The following is a 16221-nucleotide window of genomic DNA, read 5'->3' as shown; positions in this document are numbered from 1 at the left end:
GACCCCGACATGGAGACAGAACCCGCTTACGATGGACACACCTTGCTCACAGGGCGAACCTAAGACCTAGTTAAGCCAATTCAGGACCCATTAAGAGTCGAACGCGAGCTCAACCGCAGCTCAACCGCTTGCCCCCAGAAATATCGAAGTATTGCCGAAAGACACCAGACACTCGGACTAGCGTAGGATACATAAGCCTAAAAACTTTTCATTCGCTTCCCACATCCCGGCTATCCTTCGTCTTACTTTGATTTATCTTATTTTTATACACAATTGTGTCGTATTTCAACATCTTGTAGTAAACAGCCCAATGTTTTAAATGAAGGTAGCAGCAAAATTGAACTATCTAGTGCTTTGAGGACTTCGATGAATTCAAATATTCAAAACATCATAGCCTTAAAAAGTACAAGCAATAACTTATCTACAATAGATCTAGCTATACAAGCGAATAAAAATATCTCATCTTCTATACAACAAGATAGAATCAATCTTTTAGAAGAAATATCAACAAAAACAAATAGTACTGATATTATCAATATTCTTTCTCAAAATAATGTGATAAACGAGAAGGAAAAAGAAATATTTATTAATTTATCCAATGAACTTTATTATTCTGCGGCTCCACAACAAACACTCAATAAATACAGTGGTATTTTAAAAGAGAACGGAATATACAGTAAATACGAAAGTGTATTTTTAGCATTAACATATACTGCAGAAGTTCACCCAGAATTTTTATCTTTAAGAGAAAAAATATATTTGTTAAATCAGCATCAAATAACAAATTGACAAAAAGCTTTTTATCATCATGTGCTGGTGCATCTGTTGGCCTTGCCTTAGCTTTTGTTGGATTAGCTGCTAGTGGAGCTTCTGTCGTTGGAGCTGGTAGGTGCTGTAGGATTTATATATGCAAGTGCTCAATGGGGAGAAGCTTGTCGATAAATTATAATGATATGTTCAAAATAAATAAAAAGGTAATCTTTATCACTTTTGTAGTATGCCTGTTTTTTTTAGGTTTAGGGGTCAATGATATAACTCATATCTATAGAGACACTCATCAATTGAAATTTGCTGATTTATCACCACTTATACCATACGTCATTTCAGGCTCAATTTTTTTCTATATTTTTTATATAAAGAAAGATAGGACAACTACCTCAGAAAATTAGTAGCTAGGGAAACCTTTTTTTCTAGTTACTAATTTCTTTCTATTACCTCATCTATTAGAACTTTTGAAGTTGCTTTTCATTCGCTCCCCATCCCCAGCTAGCCTTCGTCCTGCATTGAAGAGGGATTGGAAAAAGGATAAAAAGGGGATTTCAGAAAAAAAGGAGTGCCGGAAAAGCTCCAAGATAAAAATTATCTCAAAAACACACAGGAAATCCTGCCAATCAAATCCATTGACTAAATCCCAACCGACCATAGATAATGGCTAATTATGAAGATAAAAACGCATTTATATATTTTTTTATGTAGATTTATCTTCTTAAAATAACCACCAGAGCGATGAGCAGAACTACCCTGAAAGATATAGCGTTGGCACTCAATATTTCTGTTTCGACGGTTTCCAAAGCATTATCAGACAGCTACGAAATAAGTGAAGCGACTAAAAAGATGGTTCAGGAATATGCCAAAAAGCATAATTTCCACCCAAATAAGTTGGCACGGAGCTTAAAAATAGGAAAATCCAATACAATAGGGGTTATTGTATCCAACATTAGCAATACATTCGTTTCACAAATCCTCGATGGAATTCAAATAGCCTCTCAACAGACGGTCTATGACGTTATTTTCATGCAAAGCCGGGAAGACGAACGGATCGAAAAAAATTGTATTGACGTCTTACGCATGCGCGGTATTGATGGCTTAATGATATCTCCGGTTTCTTCCGATTCAAATATTGAAGAGCTAAAAGCATTGATAAAATCGCAGATCCCCGTCGTTATTTTTGATCGTATCAATCACCAGCTCGACACATTCAAGGTTGGTGTCAATAATTTCCAGGGTTCATATAATGCCACAAAGCATCTCATCGAACAAGGTAAAAAGAATATTTTGCATATCACCGGAAAGAACTTAGGTGTGGCAGCCGAACGATTAAATGGCTTCAAATCTGCTTTATCAGATGCGGGGATTCCTTTTGATACTAGACATTATATCGAATGTAGTTTTAATAATACCACCGATATAGACGAAACAATTCGGGAGATTTTGCGCAAAGAATATCTTGAACATAAAAGTATAGATGCAATTTTCGGTGCTACGGATGTTATTACAACTCGAACACTAGGTATTTTGGCTGAGCTTCAGATTCAAGTCCCTTCCGAGGTCGCGGTTATTGGTTTTTCAAACACACAGATAGCAGCTTCCTTAAATCCGGCACTATCCACAATTGTACAACCGGCAACAGAAATTGGGGAACTGGCGACAAATAAATTAATCGCCACCATTAACCAAACAAGACCAATACATGAATTTGAAACGATTGAGCTTCCAACACAGCTCATCATTCGCAAATCTTCCTTATAATTCTTTTGATTATAGTCTCGCCGACATACTTAAAACAAAACAGTCGGGAAATAAGACGTTAGCGCTCTTATTTCCCGACTGTCTTTATGCTAGACCACTATTACAGGTCATAATCTCTAATCTTCGCCTGAATGATTGGTATCATTCACCAACAATACCATACTCTAGGCCCCGTAATTCCGCAAGCCCTCTCAATCTTCCAATGGCAGAATACCCTGGATTTGTTAGTTTATTCAGATCATCCAGCATCTGATGGCCGTGATCTGGTCTGAATGGGATCGCTGTAGATCTCAATTGATTTTCAGCAACCAGGATTTTCATGATTTTATACATATTGACATCCCCATCCAAATGGTCTGCCTCATAAAAGCTTCCGATCGCATCTTTCCTCACATTCCGTAAGTGAACAAAGTTTACCCGCCCTTTAATATTTTCTAAGATAGCCGGCAGATCGTTTGTCTGACTGGCCCCCAAGGATCCTGTACAAAAGCAGACACCATTAAATCGTTGTGGAACCGCATTTAAAAAATAATCGAAATCCGCACCATTACTGGCGATGCGGGGCAAACCTAAAATAGGATACGGTGGATCATCGGGATGAATAGTCATACATATACCGTTATCCTCACAAGTTGCCGCAATTCCCTGAAGGAAATAAACCAAATTACCGCGTAAACCATCTTTCCCAATATGTTTATAGGTATCAATGCTCGCTTTTAACGCTTCCAATTCCACATTCTTCTCTCCGGGGATCCCCATTAAGACAACATTTGCCAATTCTTCTTTTTGCTGTTCGGAAATTTCATCAAATCGTAAAGTCGCCCGTTTAACAACATCCTCTGGATACGCTGTCTGTGCTTCATCACGTTTCAATATAAAAATATCAAAAAGTGCCAGATCAATCCAGTCAAAATACAATGCTTTTGAACCATCCGCCATCGTTAAATCCAATTGTGTACGTGTCCAGTCCAGCACCGGCATAAAATTATAACAAATTGTTTTGATGCCGCATTGTGCGAGATTGGTTAAAGTCTCATTATATTTCTGGAGGTATTCATCGACCCTAGCACCTTTTGTCTTAATCTCCTCGTGTACTGTCACACTTTCCACAACAGACCAGGTAAGACCAGCATCTTCTATAATGCGTTTTCTTTCTTGAATATCGGCAAGTGGCCATACCTCACCGTGTGGAATATGATGTAATGCCGTAACAATACCAGTAGCTCCAGCCTGTTTGATATCTTGTAAAGATACCGGGTCATTGGGGCCATACCAACGCCAGGTTTGTTCTAATTTTCTCATCTTAAAGTTTAATTAAACGCCACACCATGCATTAAAACCACCATCGACAAAAACCGTCTCCCCTGTCACAAAGGCCGATGCATCACTCAATAGATAGATTAAAGTTCCTTTTAACTCACGAGGGTCGCCCAAACGGTTATAGGGAGTTCCGTTAAGAATACGTTTGGTACGGTCGCTATACGTACCGTCTGGATTGATCAATAAGTTTTTGTTCTGCTTGGTTAAGAATACGCCGGGAGCGATTGCATTGACACGAACTTGATCGCCATAACGCTGAGCGAGCTCGGTGGCCATCCATTTTGTATACCCATCGATACCGTGTTTTGCAACAGTATAGCCCAAAACACGTGTAAAAGGACGACTGGCTGTAAGAGAAGATATATTGATGATGACGCCTTTTCCGCTTTCAGCAATCACACGACCAATAATATGCGTAGGAATCATTGTACCATACAAATTAAGCTCTATCGCTTTAATGGTATCCTGAATATTGCTCGCAAATAAATCTTGATCGGCACCAATTGTTGCACCTGAAATGTTGCCTCCAACGGCGTTTACTAAAGCGTCTATCCTACCCCACTTTTGCAAAACTTCATCTTTCGCCCGAGTGACATCCTGTTCGTTCATGATGTCAACTTCAACAAATATAGCTTCGCCACCAACAGACTCTACCTGCTGAACACGCTCCGCTCCGATTTGTCCATTACGTCCAAGTACTGCGACTTTGGCTTCTGCCTCGGCCAAAGCCTCAACAAATGCTTCGCCTAAAATCCCTGTACCTCCCGTAATTACAACTACCTTATCTTTTAATGAAAATGGATTATTATGCATGTATTTTTATTTCAAATTGGTATTTACCCCCAATTTTATTGATAATAACCTTAATTACAAAAAAAAGTAATTGATTTAATTACGATAACGTTTTAGTTACGTCACCTTCTTTATCTTCCTCTTCTGTCGTTTCATCATCAAACAGAATCCGTATAGAAGGTGTATAGGTATCATTATGCTGACCGGTTTTATTTGCCCAGAAAAAAGCACATAGAAAAACCAAAGCCAACAAAACACTACAACCGATCAAAATATACATTATTTCCATAACAACTAGAGTTTACGACGTTTGGCATACCACCTCGTCATGAGACTTGTAAAAGAGATGATCGTTACCGTACTTATTGGCATTAGAATCGCGGCAAATAACGGCGACATAATACCTTGCACGGCAAAGCTCAATCCAATTACATTATATAAAAGAGAGATACCAAAGCTCATGTGTATTACTTTCACCGCATCTTTGCTAAAAGCAAAGAAATCCGGCATTTTTGAAAATGACTCCCCATCCAGTATCGCATCGCAGCCGGGAGAGAAGTTATTGATATCATCACTCACGGCGATGCCCAGATCTGCTTTACGCAATGCCCCCGCATCATTAAGACCATCACCAATCATGCAGACATGCTTTCCTGCTACCTGAAAATTTTGAATGGTTTCCAGTTTTTCCATTGGTGATTGATTAAAAAGCAAACTTGCATTCGAGGGAAAAATTAACTGGAGTGCATCCAGACGTCTATCGTTATCCCCTGAGATTAAATGAAGGTCGTATTCGACTTTAAAATCTTCAATCAAAGCCGAAAGGCCATCCCGCCAGGATTGCTCCATGGTAAAATATCCTTTTAACTCCTCACCTATACGAATAAAAACCACAGAACCATCTGTTTTAATATTACCGATATTCAAAAAGTTAGCACTACCGATTTTAATTTCCTTGCCACTTACATTAGCCTGCATCCCCTTTCCCGGAAATTCCTTAAAATCCTGTATCGAAATAGCAGAAGAGACATTCAGCCACTTGACGATTTCACGGCTCAACGGATGGCTAGAGTTTCTACATACCGCATTCAGTAGCTTTTTGTCAACTGCCGAAAGGCTACCTTCAAAATAAATTGAGGTTGCTTTAGGCGACGATATTGTGCCAGTTTTATCGAACACCAGGGTATCAATCCTCGCCATCTGCTCAATAGCAGCCGTATTTTTCACATAGAACTTATTTCGATCAAAAATACTTAGCGCTGCAGAAAGGGTAAATGGAGAGCTTAACGCCAACGCACATGGACATGCAATAATTAATACCGCCGTAAAAGCTCCCCAAGCCCGGCTTGCACTTCCATCAACGGCCCAAAATAAGGCAGCCAATAGTGCAATAGCCAATAAAACAACAGTAAAATATTTACTTATAAAGTTGACAAAAGTCTGAAAATGTTTGTCATAATCTTTATAATTCTCATTATTCCATAATTTGGTCAAATAGGACTGTAAAATCGGTTTGACCACTTCAAGTTCTATCGCTTCCCCCGTCTGGCGTCCGCCGGCATAGATAATTTCGCCTAAGGTCTTACTGACCGGACTTGATTCACCCGTTACAAAGCTAAAATCTATCGCAGCATCACCTTTTAAAAGCATAGCATCGGCCGGTATAATTTCATTGTTCCGAACCAAGATACGGTCACCTATATGAACGTCAGCTAATTGTACAGGTTTATCCCCCGATTCGGTCAATACTGTTACAGCCACCGGAAAATAACTCCGGTAATCCCGTTCAAATGAGATATGATAATAGGTACGTTGTTGTACCCATTTTCCGATCAATATAAAAAATACAAGACTACAGAGTGTATCCGTAAAACCAGCTCCTGTCTGTGTGATCACCTCAAACGCGGAACGCAAAAATAACACGAGGATTCCCAGGGCTAATGGAACATCCAGATTCAACCGCTTTTGTTTCAGACTCCGATAGGCCGATTTAAAATAATCCGACGCACAATACAATAAAACAGGGAGACCAAAGGCAAGGTTTATATAACCAAAGAAATTGGCATATTCCTTTTCAAAACTCCCCATTCCAAAATAATCAGGAAAACTGAATAACATAGAATTTCCAAAACAGAAACCGGCAACAGCAATTTTTGCAACCAAAGGATTCAGATTATTTCTATTCCCTTCCTTTACAACATCCTGCAAAGTGATTTTAGGGTCATAACCGATATTGACCAAAAGATAAACCAGGTCTTTCAATGGCAGCTCATTGTGATTGAATGTAATGCTCGCCTGTTTCTTCATAAAGTCCACGCGCGACTGCAGTACATTGGGATTGAGTTTATATAAATTTTCCAGCAACCAGATACAAGAGCTACAGTGAATAGCCGGAATATAAAAGGTGATGATGGTCATCTTATCATCTTTATAATCCACTAATTTACCGGCAATCTGTGGTTCATCCAGATAAGAAAAATCTTCTTGCTTGGATTTATTCGATTTACCCGGGTGCTGATTATAGCGATAATATTGCTGCATACCACTATCGTTCAGTACTTGGTAAACGGTCTGACAGCCCAGACAGCAAAAATCGTGATGATCGAGCTGATAACCCGTTTCCTCAATTTTATCGCCGCAATGGAAACATTTTTCTGCGAGTTGTATTTCATCCCTTAGCTCTGCCATACCTTCGTTCTAAATTGCCTGACTAAATAATTGATTTTGTGCTTTTGAACGCAATAATCGCTGATCAAAGGCCATACAGATATTTCTTAAAAAAGAGCGTCCAATAGCAGTACATTGAATTAGATCGCCGGATATGGAGACTAAACCATCTGCAACAAGTTCAGACAATTCGTCGATAATCTGCTCATTCAGCGGCGCACCTGTCGGCAACTGCACTTTGCCTTTACACATCATATCGAGGATATAACGCCTTACAAGAAGATCCTCCTCGTTGAGTATATGTCCTTTTACAACGGGCAATACCCCTGCATCAATAAGTTTATGGTATTCTTCTACGGTCTTCACATTTTGAGCAAAAGCCCCCCAGGCATCGCTGATCGAAGAGACTCCGATACCGATTAACAAGGGACTAAATCGATCGGCATACCCCATAAAATTGCGATGTAATCTTTCTTGTTGAAAAGCCACAAATAACTCGTCCTCTCTTTTCGCAAAATGATCCATACCGACATCTTCATAGCCATGGGCCAAAATCATTTTTTTTCCAAGGTTATATAAGGCGAGTTTGGCTGCGCCATGAGGTAGATCTGCTTCAGTATAATGCCGTTGACCGGGTTTTATCCAAGGCACGTGGGCATAGCTATAGAAAGAGATCCGGTCTGGACCGAGCAGCATCGCTTTTTGGATCGTATCTTCCACCGTAGCCAATGTTTGCTTAGGCAATCCATAGATCAAATCGAAGTTGATCGACTCAAATCCAATTTTCCGCGCATTCAGCATAACCTCCTCCACTTCCTCCAAAGTTTGATGCCTATTGATCACGAACTGCACAAGTGGATCAAAATCCTGTATTCCCAGGCTCAAGCGCCGAAATCCCAAGTCAAATAAGGTTTCTAAATGTGTGACGGTTGTATTAGCAGGATGAGCTTCGAAAGAGAATGAACGATCAGGAGCCAGGTCTGCGTGTTTAAGTATCCCCTCAATCAGTACTTTCAAATTATCCGGATGGAAAAAGGTCGGAGTACCACCACCCAAATGTATTTCTGCCAATAACGGTCTTTCTCCCTTAAATAAAGCGACATACATTTCCCATTCTTTCAAAAGAGAGGCAATATAAGGTTCTTCAACGCGATGGTTTTTTGTAATGCGCGTATTGCAGCCACAATAAGTACAGAGGCTTTCACAAAAAGGAAGGTGTATATATAAGCTGATACCTTTTTCTTTCGACTGCTGGAAAGTTTGGTAGACTTGATTAGTCCAAGCCGCCCGAGAAAATGCTTCATTATCCCAAAAGGGAACAGTAGGATAGCTTGTATAGCGCGGTGCGGCAACATTATATTTTTGCACCAATTCTTCCATTGTAACCTGCGATGTAATCATTTTATTTTATTTTTTTAGCACAGTCGTTTAGACAACAACAGGCTTTACCAACACATTTTTCTAATCCCCATAAGTTGAGATTCCGGACGGTCTGCTCTGCCAGTCCTTTTGGACTCTGATCTTCAAATGGTGCATTGGCAATCTGAATATTCAGATCTCCAGCCTTTACCAGATCGATATGAGCAGTATCCTTACTGCGGGTCATAATCTTATTGATCCCTAACCCTTTTAAATTAAGTAGCATGCTCTCGTCCAAAATATCGCTCACGGAAATAACTACCGCATCTTTTCCACGCGCATAATTCTGTGTCTCCGCATTTAATCCATTTGAAATCAAAGTCAAATCATGTTGTTTGGCATTTGCCAATGCCCAAAACTCTTTTTCAAATGACCTTACATTATATACTACTACTTTCATTCTGATTCAACAATCACCAATTAAGGTTTATCCTAAGAACAAAAGTAAATCATGCATATGGGCAAAAAGATGATATAGCACCACACCTTAAAATGATATTTATCACAATTCACAAAAACTTGCATGATTTCGCTAACACCAACAGCTGTAAAAGTCAACCGAAAGCTATTATCTAGCCAATAATCGCGTACAACACGGTCATTGAAACCGAACTAGTTCAATAAAACGTCAAAGCGAGCTCGCATTGTTACTTTAATGAAAAGACACAAATCAGTAAACATAGACTATCAGAAAAAAGGCGTGTTCAGAAAAACTGAACACGCCTTTTTTTATGTTGATTTTTAAATCTTCGCTGCTGATCCCTACTGCTTCACATCCCGCAGGTTCTTGATAGAATTGATGTATATTTTTCCTTTTTCTTTCGAAATCAGTTTTTCTTCTTTAAAGTCGGAGAGCATACGGGAAACAGTTTCATTGGCTGTACCTGCAATTGAAGCTAGGCCGTCTCGTGTCACATCAATTGAGCATGCATCAGCCTCATTGATATTGACTCCACTTTTTTCAGCAACGCTAATCAAGGCATTGGCGACACGCTTACGGACAGAATGATAGGCAAAACCCAGCAATTGCTCTTCTTTTTCACGTAAGTCGACAGAAAGGAGCTTAATAAATTTACTGGCTATTGCAGGTTTTTTCCATAACAGCTCCAAAAAACTGTCCTTTGGAATCAACACAATTTCACTTTGTTCAACAGCTTCGGCGTAGTCTTCATAATTATCATTCAACAAAATCGAAGCATAACCAAAGTAATTGCCTTCAATAAAAATACCTGTCGACAGCTCACGTCCATCTTTATAGGACTTAAAGCTGCGCACCTGACCAGATTTCACAAAATAGACGTACGTTGGCGAATCATCTTTTTCATAAATAGACTGTTTTTTCTTCACTGTTTTCACCCGTGAATTGGCAATTAGCTCTTTTAGCAACAATACCTGCTCTTCGGCGCTCAAACTCAAATCTTCTTCCTGAGGAATATCTGCTGCAAGCTGCTCATGTCTTTTGAGGCGAACATCTATTGCATTCATCAATTCGACATCATCAAAAGGTTTCGTCAAATAATCATCCGCCCCCATTTCCATCGCTTTGCGCATATCTGCGCGTTCCGCTTTGGCAGTCAGAAAAATGAACGGAATTTTGGTTGTACTTTCAATTTTGCTTAACATAAATAAGACTCCGTAACCATCCAATTCAGGCATCATGATATCACAGAGAATCAAATCAGGAATATGTCTTGTCGCCAGGTCGACGCCAACGCGCCCATTTTCGGCTGTAATGACATCATACCTACCTGTCAACTCCAATATTTCGGTAGTCCCTTCTCGGATATCGATATTATCTTCAATAATTAGAATTGTCTTTTTATTTCTCATCTGCAATTATTTATTCAGTTATGCGAATCTGCAAGTTCACCTTTATTTAAAGCTTACTCTGAATGAAGTTCCTTTGTGTACTTCCGATTCAAATTCCATCTGCCCCGCCATCAATTCGATGTATCGTTTTACAATATTCAAACCTAATCCTGTACCAGGGATATTACCTGTATTATGTGCTCTAAAAAAAGGCTCAAACAAATGTACCTGATCTTCCTCGGGTATACCAATACCATTGTCTTTCACGGATATTAAGCAGCCTTCGTCGTCGATACAGGTTGTGAATTCGATCAAGGTATCTTCTCCGGAATATTTGATCGCGTTGGAGATTAAGTTGACCAAAGCATTTTTCAACAAATTTGGATCTAGGGTGAAATGCCCAATTTCTCCGGTATGTTGGTATACAATATGCTGATTTTTCTTACAGATCAATTGCATTTCTTCGGTGATCTCTTCTGCCAGCTCAACGAGATTGATGTATTGCTTATTCATCACAACAATACCCGCTTCCAATTTTTCAAGTGACAGAAAGTCGTTCAGGATACTTGTGAGCAATTGAACTGCACTTTTAATTTTATTGGTGTGTTTAATGATATTAGCCTTATCATCCGGTCGTTCGGAATACTTTTCAATCAGAGAAGCCGAAAGCTGAACCGAGCTTAAAGGTGTCCGGAACTCATGCGAGGCCATGGACACAAACCGTGATTTCAGCTGGTTAAGTTCAATTTCTTTTTCCAAAGACTTTGAGACTTCTGCTTTAGCTTTTTCAAGTTCAGATACCAGAGAGATCAGGTCGCGTGTACGCTCACTGACTTTATGTTCAAGTTCGGTTGCATGTTGCTTGAGCATATCCTCGGCAGCTTTCTCACGCGATAAATCGTGAATAAAGCCGGTAAAGATATTCTTATCTTTTAACCAAACCTCACTGACTGCCAAGCGGAATGGAAATGTTTCTCCATTTTTCTTTAAGCCCATCACTTCACGACCGATTCCGATAATTTTCTTGTGGCCTGTGGTTTGGTAATTATGCAGATAACCATCGTGATTACCACGATCAGGTTCAGGCATTAACATGGAGATATTGTGTCCGATCACTTCTTCAGCCTGATAACCGAACAATTCCAAGGCAGCAGGGTTAATGCTTTCCACATTCCCCCTGTTGTCTATGGTAATTATTCCATCAATAGCGTGATCTATTATAGCAGCTAAAAGCCTTCCACCGTCCATGATCGTTGCTTATTTTACCAGTTTCTTGTATTTAATACGGTGCGGTGTCACGTCACCAACACGTTTTTTACGGTTTTCTTCATATTCAGTGTAGTTACCTTCAAAGAAATAAACCTGTGAATCCCCTTCAAAAGCAAGGATATGTGTACAGATACGATCCAGGAACCATCTATCGTGGGAGATCACAACGGCACAACCGCCGAAATTCTCCAAGCCTTCTTCCAGTGCCCGTAAGGTATTTACATCAATATCATTGGTCGGCTCATCAAGTAAGAGCACATTTGAGCCTTCTTTGAGTGTAATAGCCAAGTGAACACGGTTACGTTCTCCACCGGAAAGTACACCTACTTTCTTTTGTTGATCAGCACCGTTAAAATTAAATTTGGAAACGTAAGCTCTTGAGTTTACCGAGCGATTGCCCAGCATCATATTGTCGCTGCCACCCGTAATATTTTCCCAAACCGATTTTTCAGGATCGAGGTCGTGGTGCATTTGGTCTACGTAACCCAATTTTACTGTTTCTCCGACCTTGAACGAACCCGTGTCAGGTGTTTCCTGACCTGTAATCAGACGGAATAAGGTTGTTTTACCCGCACCGTTGGGTCCAATAATTCCTACGATACCCGCAGGCGGCAACATGAAACTCAAGTTTTCAAACAAGATACGATCGCCATACGCTTTGGAAATATTAGTTGCCTCAATGACCGAATTACCTAAACGTGGTCCCGGTGGAATAAACAATTCCAATTTTTCTTCGCGTTCTTTCGTTTCCTCAGAAGCTAATTTTTCATAGTTATGCAAACGAGCTTTCGATTTGGCGTGGCGTGCTTTCGGTGCCATACGCACCCATTCCAGCTCACGTTCCAAGGTTTTTTGACGTTTGGTTTCCTGTTTTTCTTCCTGTGCCAAGCGTTTTGCTTTTTGATCTAACCAAGAAGAATAATTTCCTTTCCAAGGAATACCCTCACCGCGATCCAATTCAAGAATCCATCCAGCTACATTATCCAAGAAATAACGGTCGTGGGTAACGGCAATGACCGTTCCTTTATATTGTTTTAAATGTTGTTCTAACCAATCAATCGACTCGGCGTCCAAGTGGTTGGTCGGCTCATCTAGGAGTAATACATCAGGTTCCTGCAACAATAAGCGACATAATGCTACACGTCTGCGCTCACCACCTGACAAATTGACAATCTTCGCATCTGGTTCGGGGCAACGTAAAGCATCCATTGCTCTTTCCAATTTCGAATCGATTTCCCAAGCGTTAGTGGCATCAATGATATCCTGAAGTTCCCCTTGTCTAGCCAACAATTTGTCCATCTCATCGGCATTTTCATACACCTCTGGCAAGCCAAATTTTTCGTTGATTTCTTCGTATTCCTGTAAGATGGCTGTAATTTCAGCGACACCTTCCTGAACGACTTCAAGAACAGTCTTTTCAAGATCCAATTGAGGTTCTTGTGCTAAATAACCCACAGAGTAACCTGGGGAGAACACCACCTCGCCTTGGTAGGATTTATCCAATCCAGCGATAATTTTTAATAGGGAAGATTTACCTGATCCGTTTAAACCGATCACACCGATCTTCGCGCCATAGAAAAAAGATAAATAGATATTTTTTAACACTTGTTTTTGAGGCGGATAGATTTTGTTGACACCCGCCATCGAAAAAATGATCTTCTCGTCTGACATAAAATTTAAAAAAATTCGAAAACTCTTATTATATTAACATACAAATGTAATCTTTTATACTGACATTTTGGACGTATAACGGTCATGGCTTAATTGTTGATGACATTATTTAAAATAATTTTAAGGTTTGAAATGCAGAATTTACTACATTTATATATCCTTAATATAAAACAGAAAGGTATTCAATGGAAGCAAAATTTTCACCGCGCGTAAAGGATGTCATATCGTACAGTAGAGAGGAAGCTTTGAGATTGCGTCACGATTATATAGGAACGGAGCATTTATTGCTCGGATTAATTCGTGAAGGCGATGGTATGGCGATAAAGATCCTTAAAAACATAGGCATTGACACGACAGCACTACGTCAATCTGTGGAGGACGCAGTGAAGGGGGCATCGGTTTCACGCGCTCCTATTGGCAATATGCCATTAACAAAACAGGCTGAAAAAGTTTTGAAGATCACTTATTTGGAAGCTAAAATATTCAAATCGGACATCATCGGAACGGAGCATCTATTATTGGCTATCTTACGAGATGAAGATAATATTGCGTCTCAGATTTTACAACAATACAATGTGACTTACGACATCTTCAAATCTGAAGTTGAGCAAAATAGAACGACCATCAAGGATGAGGCTCCGGGCTCTCCTACCGGCGACGATGATTTTGCTGAGGATGATCAATATATCCAACCTAAAAAAGTTTCGGATATCAAATCCAAAACTCCGGTATTGGACAACTTTGGCCGTGATTTGACCAAAGCTGCCGAAGAGGGTAAATTGGATCCTATTGTGGGTCGCGAAAAAGAAATTGAGCGTGTATCTCAAATTTTATCCCGACGCAAGAAGAACAATCCTTTGTTGATCGGTGAACCGGGAGTTGGTAAATCAGCTATTGCGGAGGGACTTGCTCTTCGTATTGTCCAACGGAAGGTCTCACGTGTACTATTCAATAAGCGTGTAGTCACATTGGATCTGGCTTCATTGGTTGCCGGAACGAAATATCGCGGTCAATTTGAAGAACGTATGAAAGCGGTTATGAATGAACTGGAGAAATCACCGGATGTCATCTTATTTATCGATGAGATTCACACCATCGTTGGTGCAGGTGGCGCTTCCGGATCGTTAGATGCTTCCAATATGTTCAAACCAGCCTTGGCAAGAGGAGAAATCCAATGTATTGGTGCAACCACATTGGACGAATATCGTCAATACATTGAAAAAGATGGTGCTTTGGACCGTCGTTTCCAACGTGTAACGATTGAGCCGGCAACACATGATGAAACGGTTGAGATATTGAATCGTATCAAGGAGAAATATGAGGATCACCACAATGTGACCTACACTCCCGAAGCGATTGAAGCCTGTGTGTCGTTAACAACACGTTATATTACAGACAGATTCTTACCAGATAAGGCTATTGATGCTTTGGATGAGGCAGGCTCTCGCGTGCACTTAAACAATATTCATGTACCGCAGTCCATTATTGACATTGAAAATAAAATTGAAGAGGTCAAATTGGAAAAGAACAAAGTCGTTCGTAGTCAAAAATACGAAGAGGCTGCCAAATTGCGTGATACGGAGAAAAAATTGATCGAAGAGCTCGAGAAAGAAAAAATCGCTTGGGAAGAAGAGACGAAGTCTAAACGCTATACTGTTTCAGAAGAAAATGTTGCTGAAGTAGTGGCCATGATGACAGGTATTCCAGTACAACGTGTTAGTCAGACAGACAGTCAAAAGCTGTTGAATATGGCTGAGTTGATGAAGGGAAGAATCATTGGTCAAGATGACGCTGTCGGTAAATTGGTGAAAGCTATTCAACGTACACGTGCGGGCTTGAAGGATCCTAAAAAACCAATCGGGTCATTTATCTTCTTAGGCCCTACTGGGGTTGGTAAAACAGAGTTAGCTAAAGAATTAGCACGATTTATGTTTGATACAGAAGATGCACTGATCCAAATTGACATGAGCGAATACATGGAGAAATTTGCGGTATCTCGCCTTGTTGGAGCGCCTCCAGGATATGTTGGTTATGAAGAAGGTGGTCAATTGACTGAAAAAGTACGTCGTAAACCTTATGCGGTTGTCTTATTGGATGAGATTGAGAAAGCTCACCCGGATGTATTTAATCTCATGTTACAGGTGTTGGACGAAGGCCAATTGACAGATAGTTTGGGCCGTAAAGTAGATTTCAGAAATACCATAATCATTATGACTTCAAATATTGGTGCACGCCAATTGAAGGAATTTGGTCAGGGTGTTGGTTTCACCACTGCAGCAAAATCACAACAATCTGATGCACATTCACGTGGAGTTATTGAAACCGCTTTGAAAAGAGCTTTCGCTCCTGAATTTCTGAACCGTATCGATGATGTGATTGTGTTCAACTCATTGACAAAAGAGAATATCTTTAAAATCATTGATATTGAATTAAGGTCATTGTTCAAACGTATCGCTGATTTAGGTTATACCATCAATTTAACGGATGAGGCAAAAGATTTCATCGCAGACAAAGGTTATGACAGTAATTTTGGTGCACGTCCATTAAAACGAGCAATCCAAAAATATCTTGAAGATCCGATTGCAGAAGAGATCCTCAAAGGAAATGTGCAAACAGGTTCAGTTTTGACCGTGAGCATTAATCCTGAAACCAAAGATATTGAGGTTTCTAGCTCAGATTCTAAGTCTTCAAAAGATACAGCTGAGAAGTAAGCTTCAGCTATCTTTAAAAATAATTTCAATAAAA

The 16221-nt window shown here is 40.0% G+C and carries 12 protein-coding genes; 3 read left to right on the top strand and 9 right to left on the bottom strand.

Going from position 1 to position 16221, the window contains the following annotated elements:
* Nucleotides 1–366 precede the first annotated feature (366 nt).
* Nucleotides 367–789, top strand: coding sequence for a hypothetical protein (locus B4N43_RS23175; protein WP_286736493.1), 423 nt, complete (start codon nucleotides 367–369; stop codon nucleotides 787–789).
* A 717-nt stretch (nucleotides 790–1506) separates the two neighbouring features.
* Nucleotides 1507–2529: a LacI family DNA-binding transcriptional regulator gene (locus B4N43_RS23170; protein ID WP_070567173.1), complete on the top strand. Its 1023-nt coding sequence runs from the start codon at nucleotides 1507–1509 to the stop codon at nucleotides 2527–2529.
* 141 nt (nucleotides 2530–2670) lie between these two features.
* Here B4N43_RS23170 and uxuA read toward each other — a convergent pair whose 3' ends face one another.
* The 9 genes from uxuA to ettA all read right to left on the bottom strand — a co-directional run bounded on the left by uxuA (nucleotide 2671) and on the right by ettA (nucleotide 13476).
* Nucleotides 2671–3831, bottom strand: coding sequence for a mannonate dehydratase (gene uxuA / locus B4N43_RS23165; protein WP_286736491.1), 1161 nt, complete (start codon nucleotides 3829–3831; stop codon nucleotides 2671–2673).
* Between the two features lie 12 nt (nucleotides 3832–3843).
* On the bottom strand, nucleotides 3844–4662 hold the full coding sequence (locus B4N43_RS23160) for an SDR family oxidoreductase (protein ID WP_286736489.1): 819 nt from the start codon (nucleotides 4660–4662) through the stop codon (nucleotides 3844–3846).
* A gap of 79 nt (nucleotides 4663–4741) precedes the next feature.
* Nucleotides 4742–4930, bottom strand: coding sequence for a cbb3-type cytochrome oxidase assembly protein CcoS (gene ccoS / locus B4N43_RS23155; RefSeq protein WP_088160736.1), 189 nt, complete (start codon nucleotides 4928–4930; stop codon nucleotides 4742–4744).
* A gap of 5 nt (nucleotides 4931–4935) precedes the next feature.
* Nucleotides 4936–7329, bottom strand: a complete 2394-nt coding sequence (locus B4N43_RS23150; protein ID WP_286736486.1) for a heavy metal translocating P-type ATPase — start codon at nucleotides 7327–7329, stop codon at nucleotides 4936–4938.
* Between the two features lie 9 nt (nucleotides 7330–7338).
* Entirely contained in the window at nucleotides 7339–8709 is a 1371-nt protein-coding gene (hemN, locus tag B4N43_RS23145; RefSeq protein ID WP_201303496.1) for an oxygen-independent coproporphyrinogen III oxidase, read from the bottom strand.
* A 1-nt stretch (nucleotide 8710) separates the two neighbouring features.
* Nucleotides 8711–9127, bottom strand: coding sequence for a lactate dehydrogenase (locus B4N43_RS23140; RefSeq protein ID WP_088160734.1), 417 nt, complete (start codon nucleotides 9125–9127; stop codon nucleotides 8711–8713).
* A 362-nt stretch (nucleotides 9128–9489) separates the two neighbouring features.
* Nucleotides 9490–10557 (bottom strand): response regulator, encoded by a 1068-nt coding sequence (locus tag B4N43_RS23135; RefSeq protein ID WP_088160733.1) that lies wholly within the window; start codon nucleotides 10555–10557, stop codon nucleotides 9490–9492.
* A gap of 42 nt (nucleotides 10558–10599) precedes the next feature.
* On the bottom strand, nucleotides 10600–11784 hold the full coding sequence (locus B4N43_RS23130) for a PAS domain-containing sensor histidine kinase (RefSeq protein WP_201665202.1): 1185 nt from the start codon (nucleotides 11782–11784) through the stop codon (nucleotides 10600–10602).
* Nucleotides 11785–11793: 9 nt separating this feature from the next.
* Nucleotides 11794–13476 (bottom strand): energy-dependent translational throttle protein EttA, encoded by a 1683-nt coding sequence (ettA, locus tag B4N43_RS23125; RefSeq protein WP_046672222.1) that lies wholly within the window; start codon nucleotides 13474–13476, stop codon nucleotides 11794–11796.
* Between the two features lie 185 nt (nucleotides 13477–13661).
* On the opposite strand from ettA, the gene B4N43_RS23120 reads away from it, so the two are divergent.
* Nucleotides 13662–16187 carry an ATP-dependent Clp protease ATP-binding subunit gene (locus B4N43_RS23120; RefSeq protein WP_075991716.1) on the top strand — a complete coding sequence of 842 codons (2526 nt, stop codon included), beginning with the start codon at nucleotides 13662–13664 and terminating at the stop codon, nucleotides 16185–16187.
* The last annotated feature ends 34 nt before the right edge of the window (nucleotides 16188–16221 follow it).

The sequence above is a fragment of the Sphingobacterium sp. UBA1897 genome (assembly GCF_002337775.1).
Taxonomy (GTDB): Bacteria; Bacteroidota; Bacteroidia; order Sphingobacteriales; family Sphingobacteriaceae; genus Sphingobacterium; species Sphingobacterium siyangense.
This window is presented reverse-complemented; position numbering and strand designations above follow the sequence as displayed.